At 71.0% G+C, this 25,890-nt stretch carries 20 protein-coding genes, 5 tRNA genes, 3 pseudogenes and 1 riboswitch; of the genes and pseudogenes, 14 read left to right on the top strand and 14 right to left on the bottom strand.

What is annotated here, in order from left to right:
* Positions 1–946: Glu/Leu/Phe/Val dehydrogenase dimerization domain-containing protein (locus BBH68_RS15070; RefSeq protein ID WP_065962783.1), on the bottom strand; the 946-nt coding region annotated here is incomplete at its 3' end.
* Positions 947–1,144: 198 nt separating this feature from the next.
* On the opposite strand from BBH68_RS15070, the gene BBH68_RS15075 reads away from it, so the two are divergent.
* Positions 1,145–1,981 (top strand): DUF8083 family protein, encoded by an 837-nt coding sequence (locus tag BBH68_RS15075; protein WP_065962623.1) that lies wholly within the window; start codon positions 1,145–1,147, stop codon positions 1,979–1,981.
* Positions 1,982–2,457: 476 nt separating this feature from the next.
* A complete protein-coding gene (gene bldC / locus BBH68_RS15080) occupies positions 2,458–2,664 on the top strand; it encodes a developmental transcriptional regulator BldC (RefSeq protein ID WP_003949541.1) in 207 nt (68 codons plus the stop codon).
* Positions 2,665–3,112: 448 nt separating this feature from the next.
* On the opposite strand, the gene BBH68_RS43115 is transcribed toward bldC, so the two are convergent.
* From BBH68_RS43115 to hrpA, 3 genes are all read right to left on the bottom strand, one after another.
* On the bottom strand, positions 3,113–3,424 hold the full coding sequence (locus BBH68_RS43115; RefSeq protein WP_065962624.1) for a DUF6274 family protein: 312 nt from the start codon (positions 3,422–3,424) through the stop codon (positions 3,113–3,115).
* Positions 3,425–3,540: 116 nt separating this feature from the next.
* A tRNA-Asp gene (locus BBH68_RS15090) sits at positions 3,541–3,610 on the bottom strand.
* Between the two features lie 306 nt (positions 3,611–3,916).
* Positions 3,917–7,843, bottom strand: a complete 3,927-nt coding sequence (hrpA, locus tag BBH68_RS15095; RefSeq protein ID WP_065962626.1) for an ATP-dependent RNA helicase HrpA — start codon at positions 7,841–7,843, stop codon at positions 3,917–3,919.
* Positions 7,844–7,953: 110 nt separating this feature from the next.
* Between hrpA and BBH68_RS15100 the strand changes: the two genes are divergently transcribed.
* Entirely contained in the window at positions 7,954–9,156 is a 1,203-nt protein-coding gene (locus tag BBH68_RS15100) for an ABC-2 transporter permease (RefSeq protein WP_245738069.1), read from the top strand.
* Positions 9,157–9,230: 74 nt separating this feature from the next.
* On the top strand, positions 9,231–9,692 hold the full coding sequence (locus BBH68_RS15105; protein WP_065962629.1) for a large conductance mechanosensitive channel protein MscL: 462 nt from the start codon (positions 9,231–9,233) through the stop codon (positions 9,690–9,692).
* Positions 9,693–9,780: 88 nt separating this feature from the next.
* On the opposite strand, the pseudogene BBH68_RS43120 reads toward BBH68_RS15105, so the two are convergent.
* From BBH68_RS43120 to BBH68_RS15120, 4 genes and pseudogenes are all read right to left on the bottom strand, one after another.
* A pseudogene (locus tag BBH68_RS43120) lies at positions 9,781–9,915 on the bottom strand (SAM-dependent methyltransferase); the annotation flags it as partial.
* A gap of 55 nt (positions 9,916–9,970) precedes the next feature.
* Positions 9,971–10,044, bottom strand: a tRNA-Phe gene (locus tag BBH68_RS15110).
* Between the two features lie 4 nt (positions 10,045–10,048).
* A tRNA-Asp gene (locus BBH68_RS15115) sits at positions 10,049–10,123 on the bottom strand.
* Positions 10,124–10,161: 38 nt separating this feature from the next.
* Positions 10,162–10,234: transfer RNA gene (locus tag BBH68_RS15120), tRNA-Glu, on the bottom strand.
* Between the two features lie 536 nt (positions 10,235–10,770).
* On the opposite strand from BBH68_RS15120, the gene BBH68_RS15125 reads away from it, so the two are divergent.
* From BBH68_RS15125 to BBH68_RS15150, 5 genes are all read left to right on the top strand, one after another.
* Complete coding sequence (locus BBH68_RS15125; RefSeq protein WP_065962632.1) at positions 10,771–11,121, top strand: metallopeptidase family protein; 351 nt, start codon at positions 10,771–10,773, stop codon at positions 11,119–11,121.
* 215 nt (positions 11,122–11,336) lie between these two features.
* Positions 11,337–11,978 (top strand): hypothetical protein, encoded by a 642-nt coding sequence (locus BBH68_RS15130; protein ID WP_065962633.1) that lies wholly within the window; start codon positions 11,337–11,339, stop codon positions 11,976–11,978.
* Positions 11,979–12,209: 231 nt separating this feature from the next.
* Positions 12,210–14,522 (top strand): DEAD/DEAH box helicase, encoded by a 2,313-nt coding sequence (locus BBH68_RS15135; RefSeq protein ID WP_065962634.1) that lies wholly within the window; start codon positions 12,210–12,212, stop codon positions 14,520–14,522.
* A gap of 152 nt (positions 14,523–14,674) precedes the next feature.
* Positions 14,675–14,747: transfer RNA gene (locus BBH68_RS15140), tRNA-Lys, on the top strand.
* Positions 14,748–14,912: 165 nt separating this feature from the next.
* Entirely contained in the window at positions 14,913–16,172 is a 1,260-nt protein-coding gene (locus BBH68_RS15150) for an autotransporter outer membrane beta-barrel domain-containing protein (RefSeq protein ID WP_245738070.1), read from the top strand.
* Between the two features lie 159 nt (positions 16,173–16,331).
* Here the strand turns inward: BBH68_RS15150 and BBH68_RS15155 are convergent, their stop codons facing one another.
* From BBH68_RS15155 to BBH68_RS15170, 4 genes are all read right to left on the bottom strand, one after another.
* Positions 16,332–16,589, bottom strand: a complete 258-nt coding sequence (locus BBH68_RS15155; RefSeq protein WP_065962639.1) for a hypothetical protein — start codon at positions 16,587–16,589, stop codon at positions 16,332–16,334.
* Positions 16,590–16,904: 315 nt separating this feature from the next.
* On the bottom strand, positions 16,905–17,306 hold the full coding sequence (locus BBH68_RS15160) for a hypothetical protein (RefSeq protein ID WP_079151004.1): 402 nt from the start codon (positions 17,304–17,306) through the stop codon (positions 16,905–16,907).
* A 253-nt stretch (positions 17,307–17,559) separates the two neighbouring features.
* Entirely contained in the window at positions 17,560–18,093 is a 534-nt protein-coding gene (locus tag BBH68_RS15165) for a hypothetical protein (protein WP_065962648.1), read from the bottom strand.
* Positions 18,094–18,350: 257 nt separating this feature from the next.
* Positions 18,351–18,833: a hypothetical protein gene (locus tag BBH68_RS15170; RefSeq protein ID WP_065962649.1), complete on the bottom strand. Its 483-nt coding sequence runs from the start codon at positions 18,831–18,833 to the stop codon at positions 18,351–18,353.
* 440 nt (positions 18,834–19,273) lie between these two features.
* Between BBH68_RS15170 and BBH68_RS15175 the strand changes: the two genes are divergently transcribed.
* From BBH68_RS15175 to BBH68_RS15190, 4 genes and pseudogenes are all read left to right on the top strand, one after another.
* Entirely contained in the window at positions 19,274–20,053 is a 780-nt protein-coding gene (locus BBH68_RS15175; protein ID WP_065962651.1) for a DUF6227 family protein, read from the top strand.
* 412 nt (positions 20,054–20,465) lie between these two features.
* A pseudogene (locus BBH68_RS15180) lies at positions 20,466–21,564 on the top strand (PP2C family protein-serine/threonine phosphatase).
* A 279-nt stretch (positions 21,565–21,843) separates the two neighbouring features.
* Positions 21,844–21,970, top strand: a riboswitch (cyclic di-AMP (ydaO/yuaA leader).
* Positions 21,971–21,981: 11 nt separating this feature from the next.
* Positions 21,982–23,109: a M23 family metallopeptidase gene (locus BBH68_RS15185; RefSeq protein ID WP_065962653.1), complete on the top strand. Its 1,128-nt coding sequence runs from the start codon at positions 21,982–21,984 to the stop codon at positions 23,107–23,109.
* 279 nt (positions 23,110–23,388) lie between these two features.
* Complete coding sequence (locus BBH68_RS15190; RefSeq protein WP_065962656.1) at positions 23,389–24,375, top strand: aldo/keto reductase; 987 nt, start codon at positions 23,389–23,391, stop codon at positions 24,373–24,375.
* 164 nt (positions 24,376–24,539) lie between these two features.
* On the opposite strand, the gene BBH68_RS15195 is transcribed toward BBH68_RS15190, so the two are convergent.
* Positions 24,540–24,857 (bottom strand): hypothetical protein, encoded by a 318-nt coding sequence (locus BBH68_RS15195; RefSeq protein WP_079151005.1) that lies wholly within the window; start codon positions 24,855–24,857, stop codon positions 24,540–24,542.
* Positions 24,858–24,967: 110 nt separating this feature from the next.
* The gene (locus BBH68_RS41470; protein WP_065968586.1) at positions 24,968–25,228 is read right to left on the bottom strand and encodes a hypothetical protein; all 261 of its coding nucleotides are present in this window, start codon (positions 25,226–25,228) and stop codon (positions 24,968–24,970) included.
* A gap of 440 nt (positions 25,229–25,668) precedes the next feature.
* On the opposite strand from BBH68_RS41470, the pseudogene BBH68_RS39340 reads away from it, so the two are divergent.
* Positions 25,669–25,803, top strand: a pseudogene (locus BBH68_RS39340) (IS110 family transposase); the annotation flags it as partial.
* Positions 25,804–25,890 lie beyond the last annotated feature (87 nt).

Consider the following 25,890-nt stretch of genomic DNA (forward strand, 5'->3'; position numbering starts at 1 on the left):
CGGGGCGTAGCCCGCGGTCGGCGAGGTCCTTCTCGACCCCCGGGTGGGCCAGCTGGTTGTTGGCGGCCCCGCACACCACGCGCGCGGTCAGTGCGGACACGGTGGCGTCGTCGAGCGCCCCGCCGAGCGCGCAGGGGGCGTAGACGTCGAGGTCGGCGCGGATCAGGGCGTCGGTGTCGGCGACGGCCGTCACCTGGGGGTGGCGGGAGCGGACCCGCTCCACGGACTCGGCCCGCACGTCCGTGACCACGACCTCGGCGCCGTCCTCCAGCAGGTGCTCGACGAGGTGGTGGCCGACCTTCCCGACGCCCGCGATGCCCACCCGGCGGCCGCGCAGCGTGGGCTCGCCCCAGGACGCCTGGGCGCTGGCCCGCATGCCCTGGAAGACGCCGTAGGCGGTGAGCACGGAGGAGTCACCCGCACCGCCCGCGGAGGGGGAGCGGCCGGTGGTCCAGGGGCACTCGCGGGCGACGACGTCCATGTCGGCGACATAGGTGCCCACATCGCAGGCGGTGACGTAGCGGCCGCCCAGGGAGGCCACGAAGCGGCCGTAGGCGAGCAGCAGCTCCTCGGTCTTGATCTGCTCGGGGTCTCCGATGATCACGGCCTTGCCGCCGCCGTGGTCGAGCCCGGCCAGCGCGTTCTTGTAGGACATGCCGCGGGCGAGGTTGAGCGCGTCGTTGACGGCCGCGTCCTCGGGGCACGTCTCGGAGGCGTAGGCGTGGAAGCGGGTGCCGCCGAGGGCGGGGCCCAGGGCGGTCGAGTGGATGGCGATGACGGCCTTCAGGCCGCTCGCCCGGTCCTGGCAGAGCAGGACCTGCTCATGGCCGCCCTGATCGGAGGCGAAGAGCGTGGTGAGGGGGGACGAGGACCCGGATACTGCGCTGCCCGTCGGACCGTCGACGCTGACGGTATGACGTACGTCGGTCACTGTGGTGACTCCCATATGCCGCTGTCGGATGCCCTCCTTGCTGGTGGGGAGGGCCGGTGGGCAAGAGCGTAAGCCCTGGGGCCCGTCGCGGAAGGGCACGGTGGGCGCCGAGTCCCGACGGCGGGCGCGGAGCGCCGGGGCCGGGCGTGGGACGATGCGGACAGCCGGGGACGAGCGGGCCCCGGCGACCGTCTCGGCCTTGAGGGAGCGCGCGTGACCCTGGCGTCTTCGGTGGTTGTCCCGTACGCGGCGTACCTGAGGGTGTACGAGCCGCTGGCGGCCTTTCCCGAGCCCGAACGCTCTCACTGGGCACGTTACGCCAAGCGCGACGACCTCCCGGGCGCCCAGGACGAGCTGCGCCGCTCCCTGGCGGACCTGCTGCCGGTGCCGCCCGTGCCGGTGCCCGTGCACGAGAGCAGCGACGCGTTCGTGGCGGTCGTGGACGGGGTCACCTGCGTCTGTCCGTGGCGCACCCGGCTGCGCGGCTGGCTGGCCCTGGAGGAGCTCGCCGAGCGCCTTCCTGCGCCCCTGCTGGACGCCGCGCTGCCCCCGGTGGTGCGCCGGCAGGCGGCGGCCGACTACGAGCGGTGGCTGGAGCGCAATCCGGACGCCCGGCCGTGGATCAGATCGGCCACCTGGCACGTGCCGGTGCGGTGGTTCGTGCTCTTCGCGGACGACGAGCGCGAGTACGCCAAGGGGGACGAGGGGCCCCTGCTGCGCTACCGGACCCCGATGGTCCAGGCCAGGCGCCGAGTGGCGCGCGGCCTTAAGGTGCTCAAGGATGGTCTCGGCGAGGGGCCGCTGATCGACGGCCTGGTAGATGTTGGTCGATGGCTCGAGGAATTCCACCCGCGTTCGCTGGTCGAGCTGGACTACGGCGGCCTGGTGCACGCGGTGCCCCCGGGCCAGATGGACGACGACCACTCCGCCGCTGATGTGACGGAGGGGCTCGCCGCGCTGCGCGAGGGGGACGGGGAGCGGGCGGGGAGGGTGTACGAGCGGCTGTCCGAGCGCTGGAGCGCGGTGCGCCGCCGCCAGAACGCGAGCTGAGGCCGGGACGCGGGGCGGAAGGGGGACGGGCGGGACGTAGGTCCCGATCCGGGCCATTGCCTCAATCGTGACCTAAAGCACTGAGTTCGGGCCTTGCGGCAATCCCCCACCCTCGTGTCAAAATAGGACAAGGAGTCCGGGAAGGACTCCTTCCGCCCAAGTATGGGCGGATTCATCGGTATTGCGCTCCTTGGCGGGGTCTGGTGAGCCTGGTCCTGTTGTGACTGATCGTCACGGCCGCGTGACTGTCCGCTATGACATGGTCCATCGGCTTCCGTCGAGGTTGAACACCTGAGAGGGCAATTCCATCGGTTTGGCCGACGGGGCTGGACAGATGGTGTAGTTGTAGTGCCGAGGACAAGCCGTTCGTCCTATAACCGACTCGGCCCGCGTCCGCCATTTCGGGCAACGCGGGTCAAGGTGCAGAATTTAGAGGAAAGAACCGTGATGGTTCGGTTCTCCCGAGGAGGCCGCTCATGACCGCTCGCACCCCTGATGCCGAGCCGCTGCTGACCCCGGCTGAGGTTGCCACGATGTTCCGCGTGGACCCGAAGACGGTCACGCGGTGGGCCAAGGCAGGCAAGCTCACGTCCATCCGCACGCTCGGTGGACACCGGCGCTACCGCGAAGCGGAGGTCCGCGCACTGCTGGCGGGCATCCCGCAGCAGCGCAGCGAGGCCTGAACAACCGCATGACCGGGCGTTTTCCGGCCCCCCAGCCAGGAAACCGCCCACGTGGCTCCACTTAGCTCCACAACGACTGGTGCCTGCCCCAACAGGCCCCACGCCCGCTCGACATGGGTGCGTCGTCGATCGCGCTGGACTCCGCCGGGTCCAGCGCGATCTTTTTGTGCCCGCTCACCGGGGCCGCTCGCGGCCGCCTCCGGGGCTTGGTGACTCACCGGTAGCACGCCGTGGCGGGACGTCGCGGGAGGGTGGGGGCGGGTGGGCGAGTCGCCTCGGAATCACCCCTTCCGGAAGCCTCCCGGGGGCTTGGATGGGCAGTGCAATTGCACATATTAAATTGACTGGGTGTAGGGGGGGTGTAAGTTCCCCTAGTCCTTGAGCCCATTCGGTGACTCCCGTCACACCGCACAATGCTTGTGGCGTGCTCCACAACTGCGGTAAGGGCTTACCGAGTTGCCGCCGGACCGTCATCGGCCCGCGCGGACGGGGATTCCGCCGCCGCGTCCCTCGCCGTGTCCCTCGCCGGCTCCATGGCCACTGAATCCATGGCCGCGGGGTTCCTCGGAACCGAGTCCATGAGGACCGGGTTCAAGGGGACCGGGTCCATGGCGCCTGAATCCATGGCGGCCGAGTCCATGGCGAGCCGCAGCAGCCGATGGCAGATGGGGCAGTGGCGGGTGAAGTGGCGATAGCCCGCGGCGGCCGCCAGATGCGCACGGAGCAGCGCCCTCGTCTCATGCCTCGCGGATGTCGTCATGAGCCGTACCTCCCGCGCGCGCCCCAAGCCACCTTCTAGCTTGGGTACCCCTGGTACGTGCCGCCGTCAAGACGCCGAAAGGCCCGGACCTCTGTGCGGTCCGGGCCTTTTCTCTGCGGTCCTGACGGGATTTGAACCCCTCCACCTTGACAGGGTGGCGAGCACTCCAAACTGCTCCACAGGACCATGCAGCTCAGCTGCTTGGTTGCCGCGCTCTTCCGTGCGCTGCGGAACCAGACTCTACAGCAGGTCAGGGGGTGCGGTCGAACTCGCGCCCGGCGCCCGCTCGAGCCCCACCGCGGCGGCCAGGAGAGCGGCGCGGCGCCGCACCGCGTCCCTGGCCCCCGTGTCCCGCCCTTACCCCCGTACGGCCCCCCTACGGCCCCGGTGGGGCTACGGCCCCGGTGGGGCTCCAGGAGGCCCGTAAAGGCGCCCCAGAGCCCGTCTGGGCGCCTTCCGGGACCGTCGGGCGGGTCCAGGGCCGTCGGGCCGTCAGGGGGCGAGGGCGTCGATCGCCTTCACGATGCGTTTGTCCGACACCGGATACGCCGTGCCGAGGGCGTGCGCGAAATAACTCACCCGCAACTCCTCGATCATCCAGCGGATCTCCAGCGCCTCGCGCGGCACCGGCCGGCCCGCCGGGAACTGCTCCAGCAGCCACGCGTACTCGTCCCGCATCTCCTTGACCTTCGCCATCCGCGCCCGGTCCCGCTCGGCGCCGGTCGGGAGCTGCTGCAGCCGCCGGTCGACGGCCACCAGATAGCGCATGAGGTCCGGCAGCCGGCGCACCCCGTGTTCGGTCACGAAACCGGGCTTGATGAGCTCCGCCAGCTGCTCCTTGACGTCCGCGAGGGACGCCAGCAGCGCGGGGCTCGTGGTGGCCTTGAGCCGCCGCTCGCAGGCCTGCCAGGCGGCCAGCACCTCCTGGACCTTCCGCACGGTGTCCAGCGTCGCGTCCATGATGTCGGCCCGGACCCCGTCGAAGAGCTTGCGGAAGCCCTCCTCGTCCCACGCCGGACCCCCGCGCCCCGCGATCAGCCGGTCGGCGGAGGCGGCCACGCAGTCCTCGAAAAGGGCCTGGACGCTGCCGTGCGGGCTGCGCGACAGCGCCAGCTTGGCCTGGTTGGACAGCTTGTCCTGGGCGAACTTGGCCGGGTTGGCGGGCAGCCCCAGCAGGATCAGCCGGCGGGTGCCGCGCCACATCGCCTCCCGCTGCTCGGCCTCGGTGTCGAAGAGGCGTACGGCCACGGACTCGCCCTCGTCCACCAGCGCCGGGTAGGCCTTGACGGGCTGGCCCGCGCGGCGCGTCTCGAAGGTGCGCGGGAGGGTGCCGACCGTCCAGCGGGTGAGCCCGGTGCGCTGCTCCAGGCCCCCGCCCTCCTTCGAGGTCTCGAAGGCCTTGGAGATGGCGGCCCGGGTCTTGGGCTTCAGGCGCTGCTTCAGCGCCTCCAGGTCCTTGTCCTCGGCGAGTTTGCGGCGCCGCTCGTCGACGACCCGGAAGGTGATCTTGAGGTGGCCGGGCACCTTGTCCGGGTCCCAGTCCTCCGGGTCGATCCGGACCCCCGCCATCCGCTGAAGTTCGCGGGAGAGCGCGGTCGTCAGCGGCTCCTGGAGGGGGACGACGGTGTCGAGAAAGCGCTTGGCGTAGTTCGGCGCCGGAACGTAATTGCGGCGGATGGGCTTGGGCAGCGACCGGATCAGCTCGGTCACCAAGTCCTCGCGCAGCCCCGGGATCTGCCAGTCGAAGCCGTCGGGGGTGACCTGGTTGAGCACCTGGAGCGGGATGTGGACGGTGACGCCGTCCGCGTCCGTGCCCGGCTCGAACTGGTACGTCACCTTGAATTTGAGCTTCCCCTGGCGCCAGGAGTCCGGATAGGCGTCCTTGGTGACGCCGGCCGCACGCTCGTTGATGAGCATCGACTTCTCGAAGTTGAGAAGCTCCGGCTCCTCGCGCCTTTTGTGCTTCCACCAGGAGTCGAAGTGCGCCCCGGACACGATGTGTTCGGGCAGCCGCTGGTCGTAGAAATCGAACAGCGTCTCGTCGTCCACCAGGATGTCGCGCCGCCGGGCGCGGTGTTCCAGCTCCTCGACCTCGCCCAGCAGTTTGCGGTTGTCGTGGAAGAACTGGTGGTGGGTGCGCCAGTCGCCCTCCACCAGGGCGTTGCGGATGAACAGGTCCCGGCAGGTCTCCGGGTCGATCCGGCCGTAGTTGACCTTCCGCTGGGCGACGATGGGCACGCCGTAGAGGGTGACCCTCTCGTACGCCATCACGGCCGCCTGCTTCTGCTCCCAGTGCGGCTCGCTGTAGGTGCGCTTGACCAGGTGCTCGGCGAGCGGCTCGATCCACTCCGGCTCGATCTTCGCGTTGACCCGCGCCCACAGCCGCGAGGTCTCCACCAGCTCGGCCGACATGATCCAGCGCGGCGGCTTCTTGAAGAGCGCCGAGCCGGGGAAGACGGCGAACTTGGCACTGCGCGCGCCCAGATACTCGTTCTTGTCGGTGTCCTTCAGGCCGACGTGCGACAGCAGCCCCGCCAGCAGCGAGGTGTGGATGCGGTCCGGGGACGCGTCCTGGTCGGACATCTGGATGCCCATGGTCTTCGCGACCGCGCGGAGCTGGCTGTAGATGTCCTGCCATTCGCGTATGCGCAGGTAGTTCAGGAACTCCTGGCGGCACATCCGGCGGAACGCGGAGGAGGACAGCTCCTTCTGCCGCTCCCTGATGTACTTCCACAAGTTGAGGAAGGCCAGGAAGTCGCTTCCCTCGTCCTTGAAGCGCGCGTGCTGCTGGTCGGCCTGCTGCTGCTTGTCGGAGGGCCGCTCGCGCGGGTCCTGGATGGACAGCGCGGCCGCGATCACCATCACCTCGCGGACGCAGCCGTTGCGGTCGGCCTCCAGGACCATCCGCGCCAGCCGGGGGTCCACGGGCAGCTGGGCCAGCTTGCGCCCGACCGGGGTGAGCCGCTTGCGCGGGTCCTTCTGGGCGCCGTCCAGCGCGTGCAGCTCCTCCAGCAGCTGCACGCCGTCCTTGATGTTGCGCCGGTCCGGCGGGTCGATGAACGGGAACTTCTCGATGTCCCCGAGCCCGGCGGCGGTCATCTGGAGAATGACGGAGGCCAGGTTGGTCCGCAGGATCTCGGCGTCGGTGAACTCCGGGCGGGTCAGGAAGTCGTCCTCGGAGTACAGCCGGATGCAGATGCCGTCGCTGGTGCGGCCGCAGCGGCCCTTGCGCTGGTTGGCGCTGGCCTGGGAGACCGGCTCGATGGGCAGCCGCTGCACCTTGGTGCGGTGGCTGTAGCGGGAGATCCGGGCGGTGCCCGGGTCGATCACGTACCGGATGCCGGGGACGGTGAGCGAGGTCTCCGCCACGTTCGTCGCCAGCACGATCCGGCGCCCGGTGTGGCGCTGGAAGACCCGGTGCTGCTCGGCGTGCGACAGCCGCGCGTACAGCGGCAGCACCTCGGTCGCCCGGAGCTGCTTCTTGTTCAGCGCGTCGGCGGTGTCCCGGATCTCCCGCTCCCCGGAGAGGAAGACCAGGATGTCGCCCGGGCCCTCCGCCTGAAGCTCGTCCACGGCGTCGCAGATGGCGGTGATCTGGTCCCGGTCGCTGTCCTCGCCGCCCTCCTCCAGCAGCGGGCGGTAGCGCACCTCGACCGGGTACGTACGCCCGCTGACCTCGACGATCGGCGCGTCGCCGAAATGGCGGGAGAAGCGCTCGGGGTCGATGGTCGCGGAAGTGATCACGACCTTGAGGTCGGGGCGGCGGGGCAGCAGCTGGGCCAGGTAGCCGAGCAGGAAGTCGATGTTGAGGCTGCGCTCATGGGCCTCGTCGATGATGATCGTGTCGTACTGGCGCAGCTCGCGGTCGGTCTGGATCTCGGCCAGCAGGATGCCGTCCGTCATCAGCTTGACGTGGGTGTCCGGGCTCACCTGATCGGTGAAGCGGACCTTCCAGCCGACCGACTCGCCCAGCGGCGACCGCAGCTCCTCGGCGATGCGCTCGGCGACCGTACGGGCCGCGATGCGGCGCGGCTGGGTATGGCCGATCAGGCCCTTGACGCCGCGCCCCAGCTCCAGGCAGATCTTGGGGATCTGGGTGGTCTTGCCGGAGCCGGTCTCGCCCGCGACGATCACGACCTGGTGGTCGCGGACCGCCGCGAGGATGTCGTCCTTCTTCTGGCTGACCGGCAGCTCTTCGGGGTAGGTGACGGCGGGCACGGCGGCGCGGCGGCCCTCGACCCGCAGCTCGGCCCGCTCTATCTCGTCGGCGATTTCGCCCAGCACGGCCGCGCGGGCCTCGGGCTTGCGGATCCGGCGCGCGCCGTCGAGCCGGCGGCCCAGCCGCTGCTGGTCGCGCAGCATCAGCTCGGGCAGCCGCTCCAGCAGGGCGGTCAGGGCGGGGGCAGGCGATGTGGACATACGGGCTCCAGGATCTCACCTCCCGAAAACGACTGGCGAACGATTTCTGTCCGGTGTTGTCCAGAGCACGCCGGGAGGTATATCCGAGTTGTCCGTTCTAGCGTGACCTCATGGGCAATGAGGCGAGCGACGACAGGGCCGAGGGCGGGGGCGAGCGGTCGGAGGGCGGTGGGGCCGAACGGGCCGACGGTGGGAGTGGCGGGGCCGAACGGTCCGAGGGCGAGCGACAGGACCAACAGGACCAACAGGACCAACAGGACCAACAGGACCGACGGGGCCGACGGGGCCGACGGGGCCGGCCGTCGTGGTGGTCGGCTTTCAGACACTCCCCGTTCTTCTCCGCCACCGTCGTCGTGCTGATCATCTCGGCGGGCGCGGGGCTCTTCGCCGGCTCGTACACCTACGCCTTCGCCAACCCCACCCCGCACCGCATCCCCACCGCCGTCGTGCTCCCCGACCACGGCACCCCTACCGAGAAGGCCTTCGTCGACGGCATGGAGAAGGCCCTGCACACCTCGCTCCGGCTGCATCTCTACCCCACCTACCCGCGCGCCCGGGAGGCCGTCGAGGAGCAGACCGTCTTCGCGGTGCTGCGGGCGCGCGGACGCGGGGTCGCGCTGGACGTCTCCGGTGCGTCGGGGGCCTCGGTGGCCCAGGTGCTGACCGAGGCCGCGCCGAAGGTGGGCCGGGCACTCGGGGTGCCGGTCCTCGTCAGGGACGTGAACCCACTCCAGCCGGGCGACCCCCGCGGGCTCGCGATCTTCTACATCTCGCTCGCCGCCGTGGTCATCGGCTTCATCGGCGCCATCCAGCTCAGCGTCCACGCCCGCGCCCTGGAGCCGGGGGAGCGGATCGCCTTCACCGTCGCCTACGCGCTGCTCGGCGGCTTCACGATCGCGGCGACCGTGGACTGGGGGCTCGGCGCGCTCGACCTGCCCTTCCTGGAGTCCTGGATGATCCTGGCCCTGACCATGTTCACCTCAGGCATGGTCTTCTCCATGTTCAACGTCCTCTTCGGACGATGGGCGCTCATCCCCACCTGGGGCCTGATGGTGCTCCTCGGCAACCCCTCCTCGGGCGGCGCGGTCTCCTGGCCCCTGCTGCCCTCCCTCCTCGGCCACATCGGCCGCTGGCTCCCCCCGGGCGGCTCGGTCAACGCCCAGCACACCGCCGTCTACTTCCGCGGCCACCAGCACGCCTTCCCCTTCCTCGTGCTGGCCGCCTGGGCCCTGCTGGGCTGCGCCGTCTTCTGGACCTGGCGCCACCGCCACCCCGGCGGCCGCGAGACCCCCCTCCGCCGCCCCGAACGCTGACCCCCGACTCCGCCACTCCGCCACTCGGAGCAGTCCCGGTTGTCGGCCGGCCCGGGATCGATTGTCCTGAGGACATGCTCAAGGGCTTCAAGAACTTCCTGATGCGCGGTGACGTCATCGTCGCCGCGGTGGGGCTGATCATCGCCCTGGCGTTCTCCACCCTGATCGTGGCGTTCACCGACAACGTCATCAACCCGATCATCGCCCGCGCCCAGGGCGGCAGCTCCGCCGGCCTCGGCTGGCAGCTCGGCCAGTCCGGGAACAAGGCCACCTACCTCAACATCGGCGCCTTCATCTCCGCCCTGATCTACTTCGTCATCTTCATGGCGGTGGTCTACTTCCTGATCGTCCTGCCCTACAAGGCCATCCAGTCCCGCCGCGGCATGACCGTCTTCGGCGAGCCGACCCCCGTCAAGACCTGCCCCGCCTGCCTGGCCGCCGACCTCCCGGAAGCCGCCTCCAAGTGCCGCTACTGCGGCACCGCCCAACCCACGGCCCCCGCGACGGGACCGGGCAGCGGGCCGAGCGGACCCTGACCGGCGAGCCATTGGCGTCACGGCTGGCGTCAGCCGAGGAGTAGTAAGCGCCTCGTACCGCTTCACGCTCTCAAGCTCGGGAACATCGTCATGGGGTCACGGCGCGGACCAGGAGCGTTCCGATATGCCCAGGCTGCGGTGCGTCGAGGATCTGCGCCTTGGCCGTGGCGAAGCCGGCCCGGGTGAGCAGGCGCTCCCACACGGCCGGACGGTACAGGCAACGAAGAAGCCCCCTCCGGGTGACCCTGGAGGGGGCTTCGCCCTGGTGAGGGCTGCGGTGGCTGGGGCCGGGGTCGAACCGGCGACCTTCCGCTTTTCAGGCGGACGCTCGTACCAACTGAGCTACCCAGCCGCAGCGGTCCTGACGGGATTTGAACCCGCGGCCTCCACCTTGACAGGGTGGCGAGCACTCCAAACTGCTCCACAGGACCTAGCTCGTGCGAGAACCAGTCTCGCACATGGTGTTGCGTGCCCCCAACGGGATTCGAACCCGTGCTACCGCCTTGAAAGGGCGGCGTCCTGGGCCACTAGACGATGAGGGCTGATGGCCCACCTGGAGCGCCTTCCGGCGCCGTCGGGGACGTGAGAAGCATATGGGATGCCGGGGAGGTTCGCCAAAACGGTTTTGGAAGGGCCGGGCGCCGGGCGCGCCCGTGGGCTGTTCTCGGCCGGGAGGGGGCGGCTGACCTCGGCTTTCGCGGCGCCGAGTCCGCCGAGGCCGTTTTCGTTCCAGGCCTGCGGCCGGTGCGTGTCGCGGTCCAGGTAGACGCCGACGGCCGTCGGCTCGGCGGCGACCGGGTGGCAGGCGAGGTCGAGGGCGAGGTCGACTGGCCGTCCTCTGGGCGCGGATCCCGGCGGCGAGTTGGCGGCCGGCGCGGCGTTAGGCGGGGTCGCCCCCCGGCGGCGACCGAGTGGTCCGGGGTGCACTGCGGGTCGCCGACGCCCGCGATGCGCGGCGCTGCCGCATGCCGGGGCCCGGCCGGTACGGATCCGCGCCACGGTCGTCCCCGATCCCCGGCCGGTACGGATCTGCGCCACGGTCGTCCCCTTCCGGGGCCCGCTGCCGGACAATGGCCACGTGCTGGAGATGACGCGCGAGGAGTTCGAGGAACTGGTCGCCGAGGCCCTGGACCGGATCCCGCCGGAGCTGACGCGGCTGATGGACAACGTCGCGGTGTTCGTGGAGGACGAGCCGCCGGCGGACGGTCCGCAGCTGCTCGGGCTCTACGAGGGGACGCCGCTGACCGACCGGGGCGAGTGGTACGCGGGCGTGCTGCCGGACCGGATCACCGTCTATCGCGGGCCGACGCTGCGGATGTGCGAGACGCGCGAGGACGTGGTCGAGGAGACGGAGGTCACCGTGGTGCACGAGATCGCGCACCACTTCGGGATCGACGACGAACGGCTGCACGCGCTCGGCTACGGCTGATACGGCCGGCGGCCGCGCTCGGCTACGGCTGATACGGCCGCGGCCGGCGGCAGCGGGTAGCTACGACTGAAACGGCTGCGGCCTGCGGCCTCCCGGCGGCCGTTCCGGGCGGCGTTTATCACGCGGCGCGCGTCTCTGGGCCCGGGCGTGTCCTGGGCGGGGCGGGTTCAGTTGGGCAGGGCGTCCGTACCCCCGCGCCCTGGAGGCCTGCCCGCATGCCCGGATCGCCCGCTCCCCGCTCCGTCCGCCCCGCCCGCCGCCCCGGGGCCTCCCGGGTCTCCCGGGCCTCCCGGGCGCCCAGGGTCGCCCGGGCGACCCGCGTCCTGCGGGGGCCCTGCGCGGTGGCGGCCCTCCTCGCCGCGGCCGTGGCCCTGGCGGGCTGCACGAGCGTCTCCGAGGGTCCGAAGCGACCGGGGTCGCGCCACACCGCCCCGCACCGGGACGGGGCGGCGGAGCCCGGAGGCGTGGCGAACGCGGACGCCAGGGCGCGTACGTACCCGGACGGCGATCAGGGGGACGACGGCAAGAACGGCAGGGACGGGAAGGACGGCAAGGACGGGAAGCGGGCGAAGGACAAGAAGGGGAAGAAGGGCGAGAAGGGGGACAAGGAGGCGAAGGGGTCGGCCTCGGCCTCCGCGCCGGGCGAAGCCGAGCCCTCCCCGGCCAAGCCCCCGAAGGGCGGGCAGGGCCCGCACCGGCCGGTGCCGTCCGCGCCCTCGTCGCCGTCCCAGGGCGGGCCCTCCACCGCGGCCCCCTCGGACCCGGCGCCGGGCACCCAGGAGCCGCCGCGGCCGACCACCTCCGCGCCGGACTCCCCGCCCGCTTCCCCGGCGCCCGACGAGGAGGAGGACGACTGACGCCGGCCCGCCGGGCGCCCGACCGGCACGGGCCGCGTGGCGGATTTGCTCTTGGGGGGTGGAAGTGCGTATGGTGGTAGATCGTTTGATCCCATTTGCCCGGCGCCAAACCGAAGAGCGCCGCGTGGCGCGTTCCTTACCTTCCCGTGGCTGACCGCACTGAGGCGGTTTTTTGCGACATCACACGGAGCTTGGGCGCGTGCCGAAACTCCGGAAGGTTTCGCATTTCGCATGTCCGTTGCCACTGACCACGCCGTCATGCCCGCCGCCGACGAGCAGACCGAGCTGACCGAGCAGGCCGAGCGCACCCAGACCGACGAACCCGCCCAGACCGAGCCCCAGACCTCTGCCGAGCAGACCCCCGCCGAGCAGGCCCCCGCCGAGCAGCCGCAGCTCACCTTCGCCGACCTCGGCCTGCCCGAGCAGATCGTCCGCAAGCTGGCGCAGAACGGCGTCACCACGCCCTTCCCGATCCAGGCCGCGACCATCCCGGACGCCCTGGCCGGCAGCGACATCCTCGGCCGTGGCCGCACCGGCTCCGGCAAGACCCTGTCCTTCGGGCTCCCGCTGCTGACCACGCTGGCCGGCGGCCACACCGAGAAGAAGCGCCCCCGCGGCCTCATCCTCACCCCCACCCGTGAGCTCGCCATGCAGGTGAGCGACGCGCTGCAGCCGTACGGCGACGTCCTGGGCCTCAAGCTCAAGGTGGTCTGCGGCGGCACCTCGATGGGCAATCAGATCTACGCGCTGGAGCGCGGGGTAGACATCCTCGTCGCCACCCCGGGCCGGCTGCGCGACATCATCGACCGCGGCGCCGCGTCGCTGGACAAGGTGCAGATCACGGTCCTGGACGAGGCCGACCAGATGGCCGACATGGGCTTCCTGCCCGAGGTCACCGAGATTCTCGACCTGGTGCCGCAGGGCGGCCAGCGGCTGCTCTTCTCCGCGACCCTCGAGAACGAGATCGACACCCTCGTCAAGCGCTACCTGGTCGACCCGATCACCCACGAGGTGGACCCCTCCGCGGGCGCGGTCTCGACCATGACCCACCACGTGCTCGTGGTGAAGCCGAAGGACAAGGCGCCGGTCACCGCCGCCATCGCCGCCCGCAAGGGCCGCACGATCATCTTCGTACGGACCCAGCTCGGCGCCGACCGCGTGGCCGAGCAGCTGCGTGACGCCGGGGTGCGGGCCGAGGCGCTGCACGGCGGCATGACGCAGGGCGCCAGGACCCGGACGCTGGCCGACTTCAAGGACGGCTATGTGAACGTGCTGGTCGCCACGGACGTCGCCGCGCGCGGCATCCACGTCGACGGCATCGACCTCGTCCTGAACGTGGACCCGGCCGGGGACCACAAGGACTATCTGCACCGGTCCGGCCGTACGGCCCGGGCGGGGCAGAGCGGCACCGTCGTCTCGCTGGCGCTGCCGCACCAGCGCCGGCAGATCTTCCGGCTGATGGAGGACGCGGGCGTCGACGCCTCGCGCCACATCGTCGGCGGCGCCGGCGTCTTCGACGAGGACGTGGCGCGCATCACGGGCGCCCGCTCGCTCACCGAGGTGCAGGCCGAGTCGGTGGCGAACGCCGCCAAGCAGGCCGAGCGCGATGTGCAGGAGCTCACCCGCGAGCTGGAGAAGGCGCAGCGGCGGGCGACGGAGCTGCGCGAGGAGGCCGACCGGCTGACCGCGCGTGCGGCGCGGGAGCGTGGCGAGCAGGTGGCGCCGGCGCAGCCGACCGCCGCCGTGGAGGCCGAGGCGGGCGCCCCGGCGCCGGAGGCCCCGGCCGACGGCTCCGCGGACGTCGTGGTGCCCGCGCAGCGCTCGGCCGAACCCGTGGTGGCCGAGGCCGACGCCCCCGCGGCTCCCGTCGCCGCGGCGGAGGCCGACGAGGCGCCGCGCCGCGCTTCGTACGAGCGCCGGGACGACCGGGGCAACTTCGAGCGGCGGGAGCGCCGTGAGGACCGGGACCGTGGCGGCTTCCGGCGTGACGACCGGCGTGACGACCGCCGCGAGGACCGCCCGCGCGGCTCGTACGACCGCCGTGACGACCGGGGCGGCCGTTCCTTCGAGCGTCGTGACGACCGTGGTGGCTTCCGCCGTGACGACCGGCGCGACGACCGGGGTGGCCGCTCGTACGACCGCCGGGACGACCGGGGCGGCTTCGAGCGCCGTGAGCGGCGTGAGGACCGGGACCGTGGCGGCTTCCGCCGTGACGACCGTCCGGGCCGCTCGTCCGAGCGTCGTGACGACCGCGGTGGCCGTTCCTTCGAGCGTCGTGACGACCGTGGTGGCTTCCGCCGTGACGACCGCCGTGACGACCGTCCTGGCCGCCCGTTCGAGCGCCGCGACCACAACCACCGGGGCGGTGACCGTCCGTTCGGCCGCGACCGCCGTGACGACCGTCCGGGCCGCCGCGACGACCACCGGCCCGGCAACTCCGGCGGCCGGTCCTACGAGCGCTCCTACGACCGCTCGCACGACCGGTCCCACGACCGGTCCTTCGACCGCCGCGCCGACAAGCCGCGCTGGAAGCGCAACGGCTGACGGCCGCCGATCCGTCGGCTAGAGGCTGACGGAGAGGCCTGCCGATCGGCCTGATGAGGGGCCGTGCAACACCCGGTTGTTGCACGGCCTTTCGACCTCCTGGGGTATTGGCTCGGGTCTTCGCCCCCGGCCGAGCTATGCTGCGGGGGTGCGGGTCATTAGCTCAATTGGCAGAGCAGTGGACTTTTAATCCATTGGTTCAGGGTTCGAGCCCCTGATGACCCACGTGGCGAACCGCAGGTGTGCACCGCTGACCTGCGGTTTTCGTCGTTTTTAGATCATGGTGTCACCCACCTGCGCCCGAGCGGATGCCGTCTCCTGCCCCTCCGCTCAGGCTGATCTTGCTGCTTCGAGCCATCCGGAATCCAGCAAGGCGTAAGGAGACACCTCGTGCGACTCGTGACAACACTCCGCGGTCTCGTCCCGGTCATGATGGTGGCGGCGTCGGTGTGGGGGGTCCCCGCGTCGGCCGCGGCCGGGGGGCATGGCGGCGGGGGCGGCGGCGGGCACGGCCACGGCGACGAGCTTGCCCATCACCATGCCCATGACGGCGGACACGACCGCCGCCAGGACGGCCGCCGCCAGGACGACCGCCGCCACGGCGACCATCGCCACGGCGAAGGCGAGGGCGGGGGCGAGGGCGGCGGTGGTGGTGGCGGCGAGGGCGGCGGCGGGAATCAGCCCGATGTGGCCTGCGGGGACGTCGGCGCGCTGATCAGCGCCATCACCGACGCCAACAACGCGGGGTCGGGGTCGATCACGCTCGCGTCGAACTGTGTCTACAGCCTCACCGGCCCGGCGGTGACCCCCGGGACGAACGGGCCCGACGGGCTGCCGGTGATCACCGGCAATGTGACCCTCAGCGGGTCCGACACGACCATCACCCGGGCTTCGGGCACCGCGTTCCGCATCGCGGAGGTCGCTCCCGGGGGGACCCTGGACCTCTACGGCATCACGATCTCCAACGGATCGGCGACCACCGGGCCCGCGGGGCTCAACGGGGGCGGCATCCTCGACGCGGGAACGCTGAGGCTGACCTCGAGCGCGGTCACCGGGAACACCGCGAGCAACCTCGGCGGCGGCATCGAGGTCGCGAACAACGCCTCCCTGACGCTCAACTCCAGTCAGGTGAACGGCAACACCGGGGGCGACGGCGGCGGCGTGCACATCAACACGGGGGGCTCGCTGACGGCGCTCGGCAGCCAGATCTCCAACAACACTGCCAACGGCTCGGGCGGCGGGATCTCCAACTTCGGAAACGTGACGCTCACGTCGGTGGAACTGCGGGGCAATCGTGCCATCAACTTCGAGGGCGGTGCGATCACGACGAACGGCGGCGATTTCACCATGAATTCGGTGATCATCGACGGTAATAGCTCAGGAAGTCATGGAGGTGGTATCGCCAACTTCGGAAGCCAGCTGCTGATGCAGTCCGTAGCCCTGACCAACAACACCGCCGGGGGGAACGGCGGGGGCCTGTACAACGCCTCGGGAACCGCTCAGCTCATCGGCGACCAGGTGACCGGCAACACGGCAGGCGGCGGCCAGGGCGGTGGCATTTTCGTGGCCGGCGGCACGGTGACACTGACCGGGACCACCGTCTCCGGCAACATTCCGGACAACTGCGTTCCCGGCCTCCCCGGCTGCTGACGCGGCTCGGCCTCGGGAGCGGGCCTGGGGAGCGGCCTCGCGTGAGCGCGGCCCCCGACAGAGAACTCTGCCGGGGGCCGCGCTCATCGACCGGGGAGGTCATCGGCCGGGGAGGTGGTGCCGTGATCCCGCTCGGGCGGGCACACGGCACCTGCCCCATCAGTAGCCGTAGCCGCGCTGCGACTTCTTGTTGCTCTTCTTGCCGTGGTTCTCGTTCTTGTTCTCGTTCTTCGCGTTCTCGGCGAGAGCGATGTTGGTGCAGGGGCGGCCGATGTTGATGTCACCGGTCGGGCCCACGTTGCCCGTGGTGGCGATGGGGCCGGTGCGAACGTCGCAGTCGTTGCTCTGGATCGCCGCGGCGGAGTTGGTGAAGTTGGTGCAGGCGCTGCCCGCGGTGATGTCACCGGTGCCCGACACGCTGCCCGTGCTGGGGATCGCGCCGGTGGCGGTGTCACAGTCGTTGCGCTGGATGGCGCCGCCGGAGCCGAACAGATGGTGCCTCCATTTAGGGTCTCCGCGAATTCCGCAGACGCATTAACAACGAAGGCAATTGACCAAGGAACCGGTATCGGTCGCAGCTTCACCCGTCCGTCGCAGTAAGGATATCTTTTCCTTTATTGACCTGAATGCATGAACGCGGCCCCCGGCAGACAACTTCGCCGGGGGCCGTGCTCATCGACCGGGGAGGTGGTGCCGTGATCCCGCTCGGGCGGGCACATGGCACCTGCTACATCAGTAGCGGTGGCCGCGGTGGTGCGACTTCTTGTTGTTCTTCTTGTTGCTCTTCTTGCCCTTGTTCTCGTTCTTGTGCTTGTTTTCCTCGTGCATGTTCTCGCCGAGGGCGATGTTGGTGCAGGGGCGGCCCACGTTGATGTCACCGGTCGGCGACGGGTTGCCCGTCGTGGCGATGGGGCCGGTGGTGACGTCGCAGTCGTTGCTCTGGGCCACCGCACCGGAGGTGGTGAAGTTGGTGCAGTCGCTGCCGACGTTGACCTCACCGGTCGAGGACACGCTGCCGGTCGTGGCGATCGCGCCGGTGGTGGTGTCACACGAGTTGCTCTGAATGGCGCCGCCGGAGCCGAACAGGGGACCGAAGCCGTGAGCGCTCGCGCCCCCCGCGGTGCCGATGACCATCGCGCCGGCCGCTCGGCCATGAGAGCGGCCTTCTTGCCAATCTGCATTGGTGGGTGCCTCCATTTAGGTTCTCCGCGAATTCCGCAGACGGCTTGACAACGAAGGCAATTGGCGAAGGATCCGGTGCCGGGCGCAGCTTCACCCGTCCGCCGCAGTAAGGCTATCTTCGCCTGATTCCGTGCCGTTCGGCTCCGAAATGGCAAGGCCCCCGGCGGGAGATGCCGCCGGGGGCCTTCGCGAAGCTGTCAGTATCTCAACGCCCTGAGCGCTTCCCGCTCTTGCCGTCGCCGTCACCGGCCCCCGACATGTTGACGCAGTTGGTTTCCTGGGTGATCTTGGGCCCGGGGGCGAGCGGGGAGATGGTGATGTCCCCGATGGTGGACCTGGTGTCGCACTTGTTGCTCTGAAGCAACGCACCGCCGGTCTTGCTGTAGTTGATGCAGTTGGTCCGGCTGGTGATATCACCTGCCGGAGCGAGGCCCGGGTTGATGGTGATGGATCCGATCGTGGACGTGTGCCGGCAGTGGTTGCTCTGCTCGAGCACTCCCGACTCGCTGTAGTTGAGGCAGTTGGTCTCCGTCGTGATGTCGCCTGCCGGGGCGAGGCCGACAATCCTGATGGGCCCGATGGTGGAGTTCGTGTCGCAGCGGTTTTTCTGGCTGCCTGTCCCTCCCGGCGCGGACTTGGTACCCGAGTCGTTGTCGGTGGCGCCGGCGCTGCCCGCGCCGCCGATGGTCAGCGCACCCACGGCTGCCAGAAGCAACGCCGTCCTCTTGCGCCTGTGCATAAAGCCTCCAAGTGAGTTCTCGACGGTTATCCGCGAACATCTGACTAACGAGGGCAGTCGGTGATGGGTCCCCGAGTCGCCGCACGTCTACCCGTCCGGCGCATTAGGGACATCGTCACTCTGCGTCGGCCGTTCGATTTCCCTGGGCAACGCCAAGGCGGCCCCGGACGGGATGGTGTCCGGGGCCGCGATGGAGGCCAGAGAGGCGCTCACCCTGCTTTTCTCATTCGGGGTGACGCGGCGGGCGTGGCAGGGGGTCAGCCGCCGTAGCCGCTGCCGCCGTAGCTGCCGCCACGGTGGCCGCTGCCGCTGTAGTTGCCGTTCCCGCTGTAGTTGCCGTTGCCGTTGTCGCTGAGGTTGTTGCTGTAGCCGCTGTTGGTCGAGCGGACGCTGGTGGTGGCCTTCGGGTACGAGATGTTGCTGCAGGCGCTGCCGAGGTGGATGTCGCCCGAGGCGGCGGCTCCGGAGATCGGGGTGATCGCCCCAACAGAGGTGTCACAGTCGTTGCTCTGGTAGGCCGAGCCGCTGTAGTCGACGTTGGTGCAGGGGGCGCCCACGTTGATGTCGCCGCCCGGAGCGAGGACGGAGCCGTGGGTGATGAGGCCGACCTTCGTGTCACAGTCGTTGGACTGGTAGCTGCCACCGCCACCGCCGCCGTAGGCGGACGCGCCACCGGCGCCGACGATCACCATGGTGCCGGCGGCGGCGGCCAAGAGGGCTGCCTTCTTTGCGATGTTCACTTAATTCCTCCGGGTGGGTGTCTGCCGCGAAATCACGGACATCCACGTCAACGAAGAAAATCTGTAAAAGCTTCGGGTTTGCTTTCAGCTTCACTCGTCCGGCATAATTGGTCGCTCTTTCGCTTCGCTCGCCTTGCGCTTCCGCGAAGGGAATACGGGCGATCTGACCCCGGATGGCGGCCGCCCGAGGGGGCTTTTATATGAAATACGAAAGCGAATCTGTCAACCCGAGTCCAGGGCGGAATCACTCATTCCGGGTTGTTCGACCGGCCGAACGAGTGATATATCCGAGCCTCCCGACGCAGCACTGAGTGAGGCACACGCCCACAGACGGCTTCGTCGAACCGCACGCGCGGCCCGTGTTCGCGCCGCTACGGTAAGTGCGCGAGATGTCGCCGGGGGATGGCGAGCGGATGGCCGGGAGGCGGGAGGAGACAGGGATGGGGCACTCACGATCGGGTGCGGGCGGCGGCACGCCGACCGAGCACCTGGAAGGGCTTCTCGCCCGCGCGCAGAACGGCTTCGAGATCGACGAGGCGGTGCTGGGCCAGGCCCGGGACGCCCTGATGCACCAGTCCGAGCTGCGGTCCTGCCGGCAGTGCAACGAGCCCGCCGGCCCGCTCGGCTACAGCACCTACCGGCACATCTTCCTGCTCCCCGACGGCAGCAGCCTCCTGCTGTGGGAGCTGGAGCACAACACCGGCCCCGACCGCGCCCCGCTGTTCGAGCTGTACGCCGACGAGGAAGCCCTCGCCCTGGCCGAGCGCCGGGTCCACGAGCGGATCGGCGGCGCCCGCTGGGACGAGCTGGAGGGGTTACCCCTGTGGCTGCCCGAGCAACTGCTGCAGTCCGTCGCGCCGGTGGGCACCTCCCGCGCGTACGTCTCCGACAACTCGGCCGACCACGCCCGCCGCGTCCTGCGCCGCGCGGAGAACCCCGACCGCCCCGGCGCCGACACCGAGCAGCTGCTCGCCACCGCCTTCGCCCACGACATCGCGCTGGCCCCCAAGCCGCGCCGCCGCTCCGGCGGCCCCGACGCCACGTGGTGCCGCTTCTACGAGCACGCCTTCCTGCTGGCCGGCGGAGACGAGATCGTCCTGTGGGAGCTGGAGCACAACCTGACCGCCGACGGGCGGCTGGTGTGCGAGGTGTATCTCGACGAGGTCTCCGCCGAACTGGCGGCGGACCGCCACGCCCGCGCTCTCGGCGTCGACCTCTGACGCCCCCTTCCGCCGCCCCGGCGCCCCCTCCCGCCGCACCCACCTGGCCGACACCGGCTCGCCCGACACCCCGTCACCCGCGAGCCTGAGGAGAAGGGCGCGGCCCGGCGTACGGGACGGCGCGGCGTACGAGACGGCGCGTACGAGACGGCGCGCACCGGCCGGATCCGCCGGCCGGAGCCGCCGGCCGGGGCCGCCGGGCGGAGCGGGCCGGGGAAGCGGGCCAGGGAAGCGGGAGCGACCGGTGCGGGTGCGAGGGAGCAGGGCGCGTACGGACGCCCGTACGGACCCGCGCGGCGAAGGGCGCCCGGCGCGGCGTACGAGACCCGCGCGGCGTACGGGCCCGCACGAGCCCCGGCGCGCGAGACCGCGCGCGGACGCGCCCCGCGCGGGGGACGAGGCGCCCGAGGGCATGCCCAGCCCCCGCTTCGCGTCCTGGCTCCCCGCCATCCTCATCGTGGGCGGGGTCGTCTACGACATCAGCAGCCCGCCGCCCTACACCGCCGCGCCCTTCTTCGCCGCCGCCCCGCTGGTCGCCGCCCCCCCTCTATCCGCTGCGGCTGACCGCCCTCACCGGGGCCCTCGCCGTCACCGCCGCCTGCCTGCTGGCCGAGCTGCACGGCGTCCGGGACTGGGCCCAGTCGGCCACCGAGATCGCCACCGTCGTGACGGTCGCCCTGCTGGCACTCCTCATCAGCCACGTCGTCCGCCGCGGCGGCAGGCGGCTGGCCTCGGCCCGCGGCATCGCGGAGGCGGCCCAGCGCGCCGTGCTTCCCGTGCCGCCGGCCCGGCTCGCCGGCCTGGACGTCGCGGCCCGGTATGTGGCGGCGGAGCAGGACGCCGCGATCGGCGGCGACCTGTACGCCGTGCAGGACACCCCGCACGGCGTACGGATGCTCATCGGCGACGTACGGGGCAAGGGGCTGGGGGCGGTCGAGGTGGTCGCGATCACCGTCGGCGCCTTCCGGGAGGCCGCCGAGCAGGAGGCGACGCTGGAGGGGCTCGCGCTCCGGCTGGAGCGGGCGCTGCAGCGCGAGCGGGCCCGGCGGGCCGACTTCGAGCAGACCGAGGGGTTCATCACGGCGGTGCTGGCCGAGATCCCGCGCGGCGACTCCCTGCTCCGCCTGATCAACAGGGGCCACCCCGCGCCGCTCCTGCTGCACGCGGACGGCTCGGTGCGCTCCGCCGAGCCCGAGGTGCCGGCGCTGCCGCTGGGGATGGGCGACCTCGGGGCCTGGCCGGACCGAGTGGAGGAGCTGCCCTTCGCGGAGGGGGTGACGCTGCTGCTGTTCACCGACGGGGTGAGCGAGGCACGCGACGCGCAGGGCACCTTCTACGACCCGGAGGCCCGGCTGCGCGGCCGCCGCTTCGCCACCCCGGTGGAGCTGCTCGACGCCCTGGTGGCGGATGTGGAACGGCACACGGGCGGCGGGACCACGGACGACATGGCGCTGCTGGCGCTGCGCCGGGCGCCGGTGACGTCCGGCGCCGTACCCGAACACGCTCCGTAGGACACGCTCCGTAGTAGAGCGTGATCGTTTCGGGTAACAATTGACACACGATCAACCCGAGGGCGTTTCTGAGCGTGCTCACGACACCACTGACTCGCCCTCGTTTGCCCGGAGTTGGGCGCTAAGTTCACCTCAAAGGTTCCTCTGATTCCCCGGAACAGCTTGGAATCACGTCACGGCTTCTATTAACGTTCGATAACGCAGCGCGGTCGTCACCGCCGCCGCAAGAGGCGGCACCGTGCGCCGTCGCCGAATCCCGCACGCACAGCAGCAGCACAGCGACAAGCAACACCAAGGGAACCGGGGAACCACCAACCTTGGGGTGAATCGGGTCGAACTTGACCCGTAGGAGACCTTCCTGCTCCGAACCCGTCAGCTAACCCGGTAGGCGAGAGGGAAGGAAAGGAGTGCGCCCGCGTGGCGTCCAACAGGTCTGCCCTTGAAGAAGCCCCGTCCCGCACATCCGGTGCCGGAGCGGGGACAGCCACCCGCTACGGCTCCTGGTTCGAACCGGCCGCCGAGGCGAAGGCCGACCGGGACACCGAGACGTGGGAGGAGTGGAATCCCACCGAGGAGTCCATAGCCCCCGTGCGCGGCCGGCACCGCGTCCCCAAGCAGCGCGGCGGCACGATGGCGCGCAGCGGCGCCGTCCTCGGCGTCGGCGTGATCGCGGCCGTCGGCGCGGGCGGAATGGCCAGCGCCAAGGACCGCCCCAAGGCCCCCATCTCCATGCCGGACCTCGGCCACATCGCCGGCCAGGTCAAGGAGGCCCTCCCCGACGCCGCGGACCTGCCCGGCATCGGCTCGCTGATCTCCGACTCCGGCTCGGACTCCGACGGCCCCGCCACCTCCGCGGCCCCCCTCTCCCAGGCCGGCCTGACCACCGAGGACCAGGCCAACGGCGCCACCGACGCGGGCGAGGCGCTGCGCGCCCGCATCCTGCAGCAGGCCGAGAACCAGCAGAACGCCGCCGACGAGTCGCAGCGCCAGGCCGCGGCGCGGGCCGCCGCCCAGAAGGCCGCCGACGCGGCGGCCGAGCGGCAGTCCGACATCGACGCGAAGAAGAAGGCCGCCGAGGCGGAGGCCAAGCGGAAGGCCGAGGAGGCGGCCCGCAAGAAGGCCGAGGCCGAGCGGCTGGCCAAGCTCGCCGCCCAGTACACCCTCCCCGTCGCCTCCTACACCCTGACCGCGTCCTTCGGCCAGGCGGGCGACATGTGGTCGGCCGACCACACAGGCCAGGACTTCGCCGCCCCGACCGGCACCCCGGTCAAGGCGGTCCACGGCGGCACCATCACCTCGGCCGGGTGGGCCGGTTCGTACGGCTACCGCATCGTGCTCAAGCTCGAGGACGGCACCGAGATCTGGTACTGCCACCTGTCCTCGATGGTCCGTACGTCGGGCTCGGTGACGACCGGCGAGGTGATCGGACGCGTCGGCGCCACGGGCAATGTGACCGGCCCGCACCTCCACCTGGAGGTCCGGCCGGGCGGCGGCGGCCCGATCAACCCGATGCCCTGGCTCCGCGACCACGGACTGACCCCATGACCGGTGACCGTCACCTCGTGCCCGGTGACCTCCCGACCGGGTGACTTCCCGACCGGGTGACCTCCCGGACCTCCCGACCGGGTGACCGGCCCGGCCCCGAAACCCCGGCGGCCCTGGCGCTCTCTCCCCCCTTGACGCCAGGGCCGTCGGTCTTTTCACGAGGCCTGGTACCACGAGGCCTGGTTTCACGGGCGCTTGGCCCGCGCGTTTACGGGATCTTGGGGGAGTGGAGGCCACGACGGGGGAATACGCCCCTCCGCCCCCGCGCTGAAACAACGTATGGCTGACACCACACAGACCCCGCAGTCCCCGCAGACCACCCAGCCCGGCCACCGCAAGCGGATCGGCGGCCTGTCCGTCCACCCGCTCTCGCTCGGCGGGAACGTCTTCGGCTGGACGGCGGACGAGGCCGAGTCCTTCGCCGTGCTCGACGCCTACGCGGCGGCGGGCGGCAACTTCATCGACACCGCGGACGTCTACTCCGCCTGGGTGCCGGGCAACTCGGGCGGGGAGTCCGAGACCATCATCGGCGACTGGCTCGCCTCCCGCGGCAACCGCGCCGACATCGTCCTCGCCACCAAGGTCGGCGCCGGCGTCCCCAACCCCCGCGGTCTGTCCGCCGCGGCCGTCAAGGCGGGCGTCGACGAGTCCCTGAAGCGCCTGCGCACCGACTACATCGACCTGTACTACACCCACTACGACGACCCTTCGGTGCCGATCGAGGAGATCATCTCCACGCTGGACGAGCTGGTGAAGGCGGGCAAGGTCCGCGAGATCGCGGCCTCCAACATCTCCGCCGAGCGCCTGGAGGCGGCCCTGGACTTCTCCGCGAAGGAGAACCTGGCCCGCTACGTGGCCCTCCAGCCGCACTACAACCTGGTCTCCCGCGACACCTTCGAGGGCGAGCTGGCCGAGGTCGCCGCCCGCCACGGCGTGGCGACCGTCCCGTACTACGCCCTCGCCTCCGGCTTCCTCACCGGCAAGTACCGCCCCGGCGCCACCATCGACAGCGCCCGCGCCCAGGGCGCGGGCAAGTACCTGGACACCGAGCGCGGCCAGAAGGTCCTCGCCGCCCTGGACGACGTGGCCGCCAACCACGGCGCCGAGCACGCGACCGTCGCCCTGGCCTGGCTGGCGGCCCAGCCCACCGTCGTCGCGCCGATCGCCAGCGCGCGCACGGTGGACCAGCTGCCGGCGCTGCTGGCGGTGGCCGACCTGGAGCTGACGAAGGAGGAGCTGGCGCTGCTGACGTCGGCGTCGGAGTGACTCCGGGGGCGGTGAACCCGTTGCGGTGAGCCCTTCGCTGTGACTCCTTTGCGGTGAGTATGGGACAACGCCGACGCCACGGCGTGTCGCTGTCCCGAACTCACCGCAAAACGCGGCGGGGAGGGCACCAGGCCCTCCCCGCCGCGCAACGTTTCAGGTGTGTTCTAGGCCGCGGCCCGGCCGCTCCGCCGGTCGGCGGCGGCCCAGGACGCTGCGGCGACCCCGCCGGCCACGGTGAGGACCGAGGGCCAGGCCCCGAGCTTCTTGGCGAGCGGATGCGACCCGGCGAAGGCCGCGACGTACAGCCCACTCAGCACCGCCGCCGTCCCAGTCCCCGCCTTCTGCTTCCAGCCACGCGCGGCCACCACCCCGGCCGCCGCCAGCGCCACCCCGCCCAGCTGCCGCTTCTTGGTCCAGCGCGCCACCCCGTACCCGCCGACGAGCCCGCCCGCGGCCACCACACCTGCCGGAATTCCGGCCATGACCTCTTACCTCCACTGTGAGGGTGCCTACTCCCTCGACCCTATGCCCGGCCCGGCGGCCGTACGCTCCGGTGGGGTCATGATCGGGCACCGACTCTGCAACAGCCCCGCTACCTGCTCACGATCCAGGTCATCACGGCCTGAGACCCGCCCCCGCCGGAGAGCCGGGTCCCGAAGGCCCCGCCGCCGTCGGAGGTGTAGCTGTTCATGCCGTTGGCCGCGGCGCCGAACACCAGCCGGGCCGTGTGCCCGTTGCGCCAGCTCGCGTCACAGCTGCCGGCCGTGTACTCGACGAACCCCGCGACCCCCTTGTACGACCCCTCCCGCGCCTGCGCCTTGAACACGCCGTCCTGCCCCTTGGCCAGCGTCACCGGAGGACGCGCGACGAACTGCCCCGAGCTCAGCCCGTAATCGCTGCGCGTAAGCCGACACCCCGTCCCATTGCGCACCCGCACCTCAACGCCGCGGGCCTGCTCACCCTCCCCCCGCACACCCCCACCCCCCACGGCCTGCGCCGAAGCACCCACGGCCGGCACCCCGACCACCACCCCGGTCACCACCCCTGTCACCACGGCTGCGACCCAACGCGACAGTGGCCTCATGACGGTCCTACCTTTCTTGATGTGGGTCTGAACTGGTCATTCGTAAGATCGGTGGGGCCCGGGGGTCCCGGGTATGGCTGCCATGACGTCGCCGTTTGGATGGCTCAGGAGACTTGGCCGCCCGGGCCCCGCGACGACTCGACCGCTAATTGGAAGACGCGACGCGATCGCTGTGTAGGACAACGTCGGCGAGGTCGTCTGCTGGGTTCATGTACGACGAGCTGGCGGAGGTGGCCGTGCCCGAGATCTGGGCCGGAGTGGACATCGGCAAGGAACATCACCACTGCGTGGTGATCGACGCCCAGGGCAAGCGGCTGCTGTCGCGTCGGGTACTGAACGATGAGGCTGAGCGGGCCCGCCGCCGGGCCAACGTCCTGTGGGCCATGATCCGCGACGGAGCGTGCTACCAAGCCACACCACCAGTCACGGCA

It is taken from the genome of Streptomyces sparsogenes (genome assembly GCF_001704635.1).
GTDB classification, from domain to species: domain Bacteria; phylum Actinomycetota; class Actinomycetes; order Streptomycetales; family Streptomycetaceae; genus Streptomyces; species Streptomyces sparsogenes.

What these genes read in the sequence shown, in the direction of transcription:
- BBH68_RS15190 (WP_065962656.1), top strand. Translation starts at nt 23,389, where the DNA reads ATGGCTGACACCACACAGACCCCGCAGTCCCCGCAGACCACCCAGCCC.
- BBH68_RS15135 (WP_065962634.1), top strand. Translation starts at nt 12,210, where the DNA reads ATGTCCGTTGCCACTGACCACGCCGTCATGCCCGCCGCCGACGAGCAG.
- BBH68_RS15100 (WP_245738069.1), top strand. Translation starts at nt 7,954, where the DNA reads ATGGGCAATGAGGCGAGCGACGACAGGGCCGAGGGCGGGGGCGAGCGG.
- BBH68_RS15175 (WP_065962651.1), top strand. Translation starts at nt 19,274, where the DNA reads ATGGGGCACTCACGATCGGGTGCGGGCGGCGGCACGCCGACCGAGCAC.
- BBH68_RS15160 (WP_079151004.1), bottom strand. Translation starts at nt 17,306, where the DNA reads ATGGTCATCGGCACCGCGGGGGGCGCGAGCGCTCACGGCTTCGGTCCC.
- BBH68_RS15130 (WP_065962633.1), top strand. Translation starts at nt 11,337, where the DNA reads ATGCCCGGATCGCCCGCTCCCCGCTCCGTCCGCCCCGCCCGCCGCCCC.
- BBH68_RS15105 (WP_065962629.1), top strand. Translation starts at nt 9,231, where the DNA reads ATGCTCAAGGGCTTCAAGAACTTCCTGATGCGCGGTGACGTCATCGTC.
- bldC (WP_003949541.1), top strand. Translation starts at nt 2,458, where the DNA reads ATGACCGCTCGCACCCCTGATGCCGAGCCGCTGCTGACCCCGGCTGAG.
- BBH68_RS15165 (WP_065962648.1), bottom strand. Translation starts at nt 18,093, where the DNA reads ATGCACAGGCGCAAGAGGACGGCGTTGCTTCTGGCAGCCGTGGGTGCG.
- BBH68_RS15195 (WP_079151005.1), bottom strand. Translation starts at nt 24,857, where the DNA reads ATGGCCGGAATTCCGGCAGGTGTGGTGGCCGCGGGCGGGCTCGTCGGC.
- BBH68_RS43115 (WP_065962624.1), bottom strand. Translation starts at nt 3,424, where the DNA reads ATGACGACATCCGCGAGGCATGAGACGAGGGCGCTGCTCCGTGCGCAT.
- hrpA (WP_065962626.1), bottom strand. Translation starts at nt 7,843, where the DNA reads ATGTCCACATCGCCTGCCCCCGCCCTGACCGCCCTGCTGGAGCGGCTG.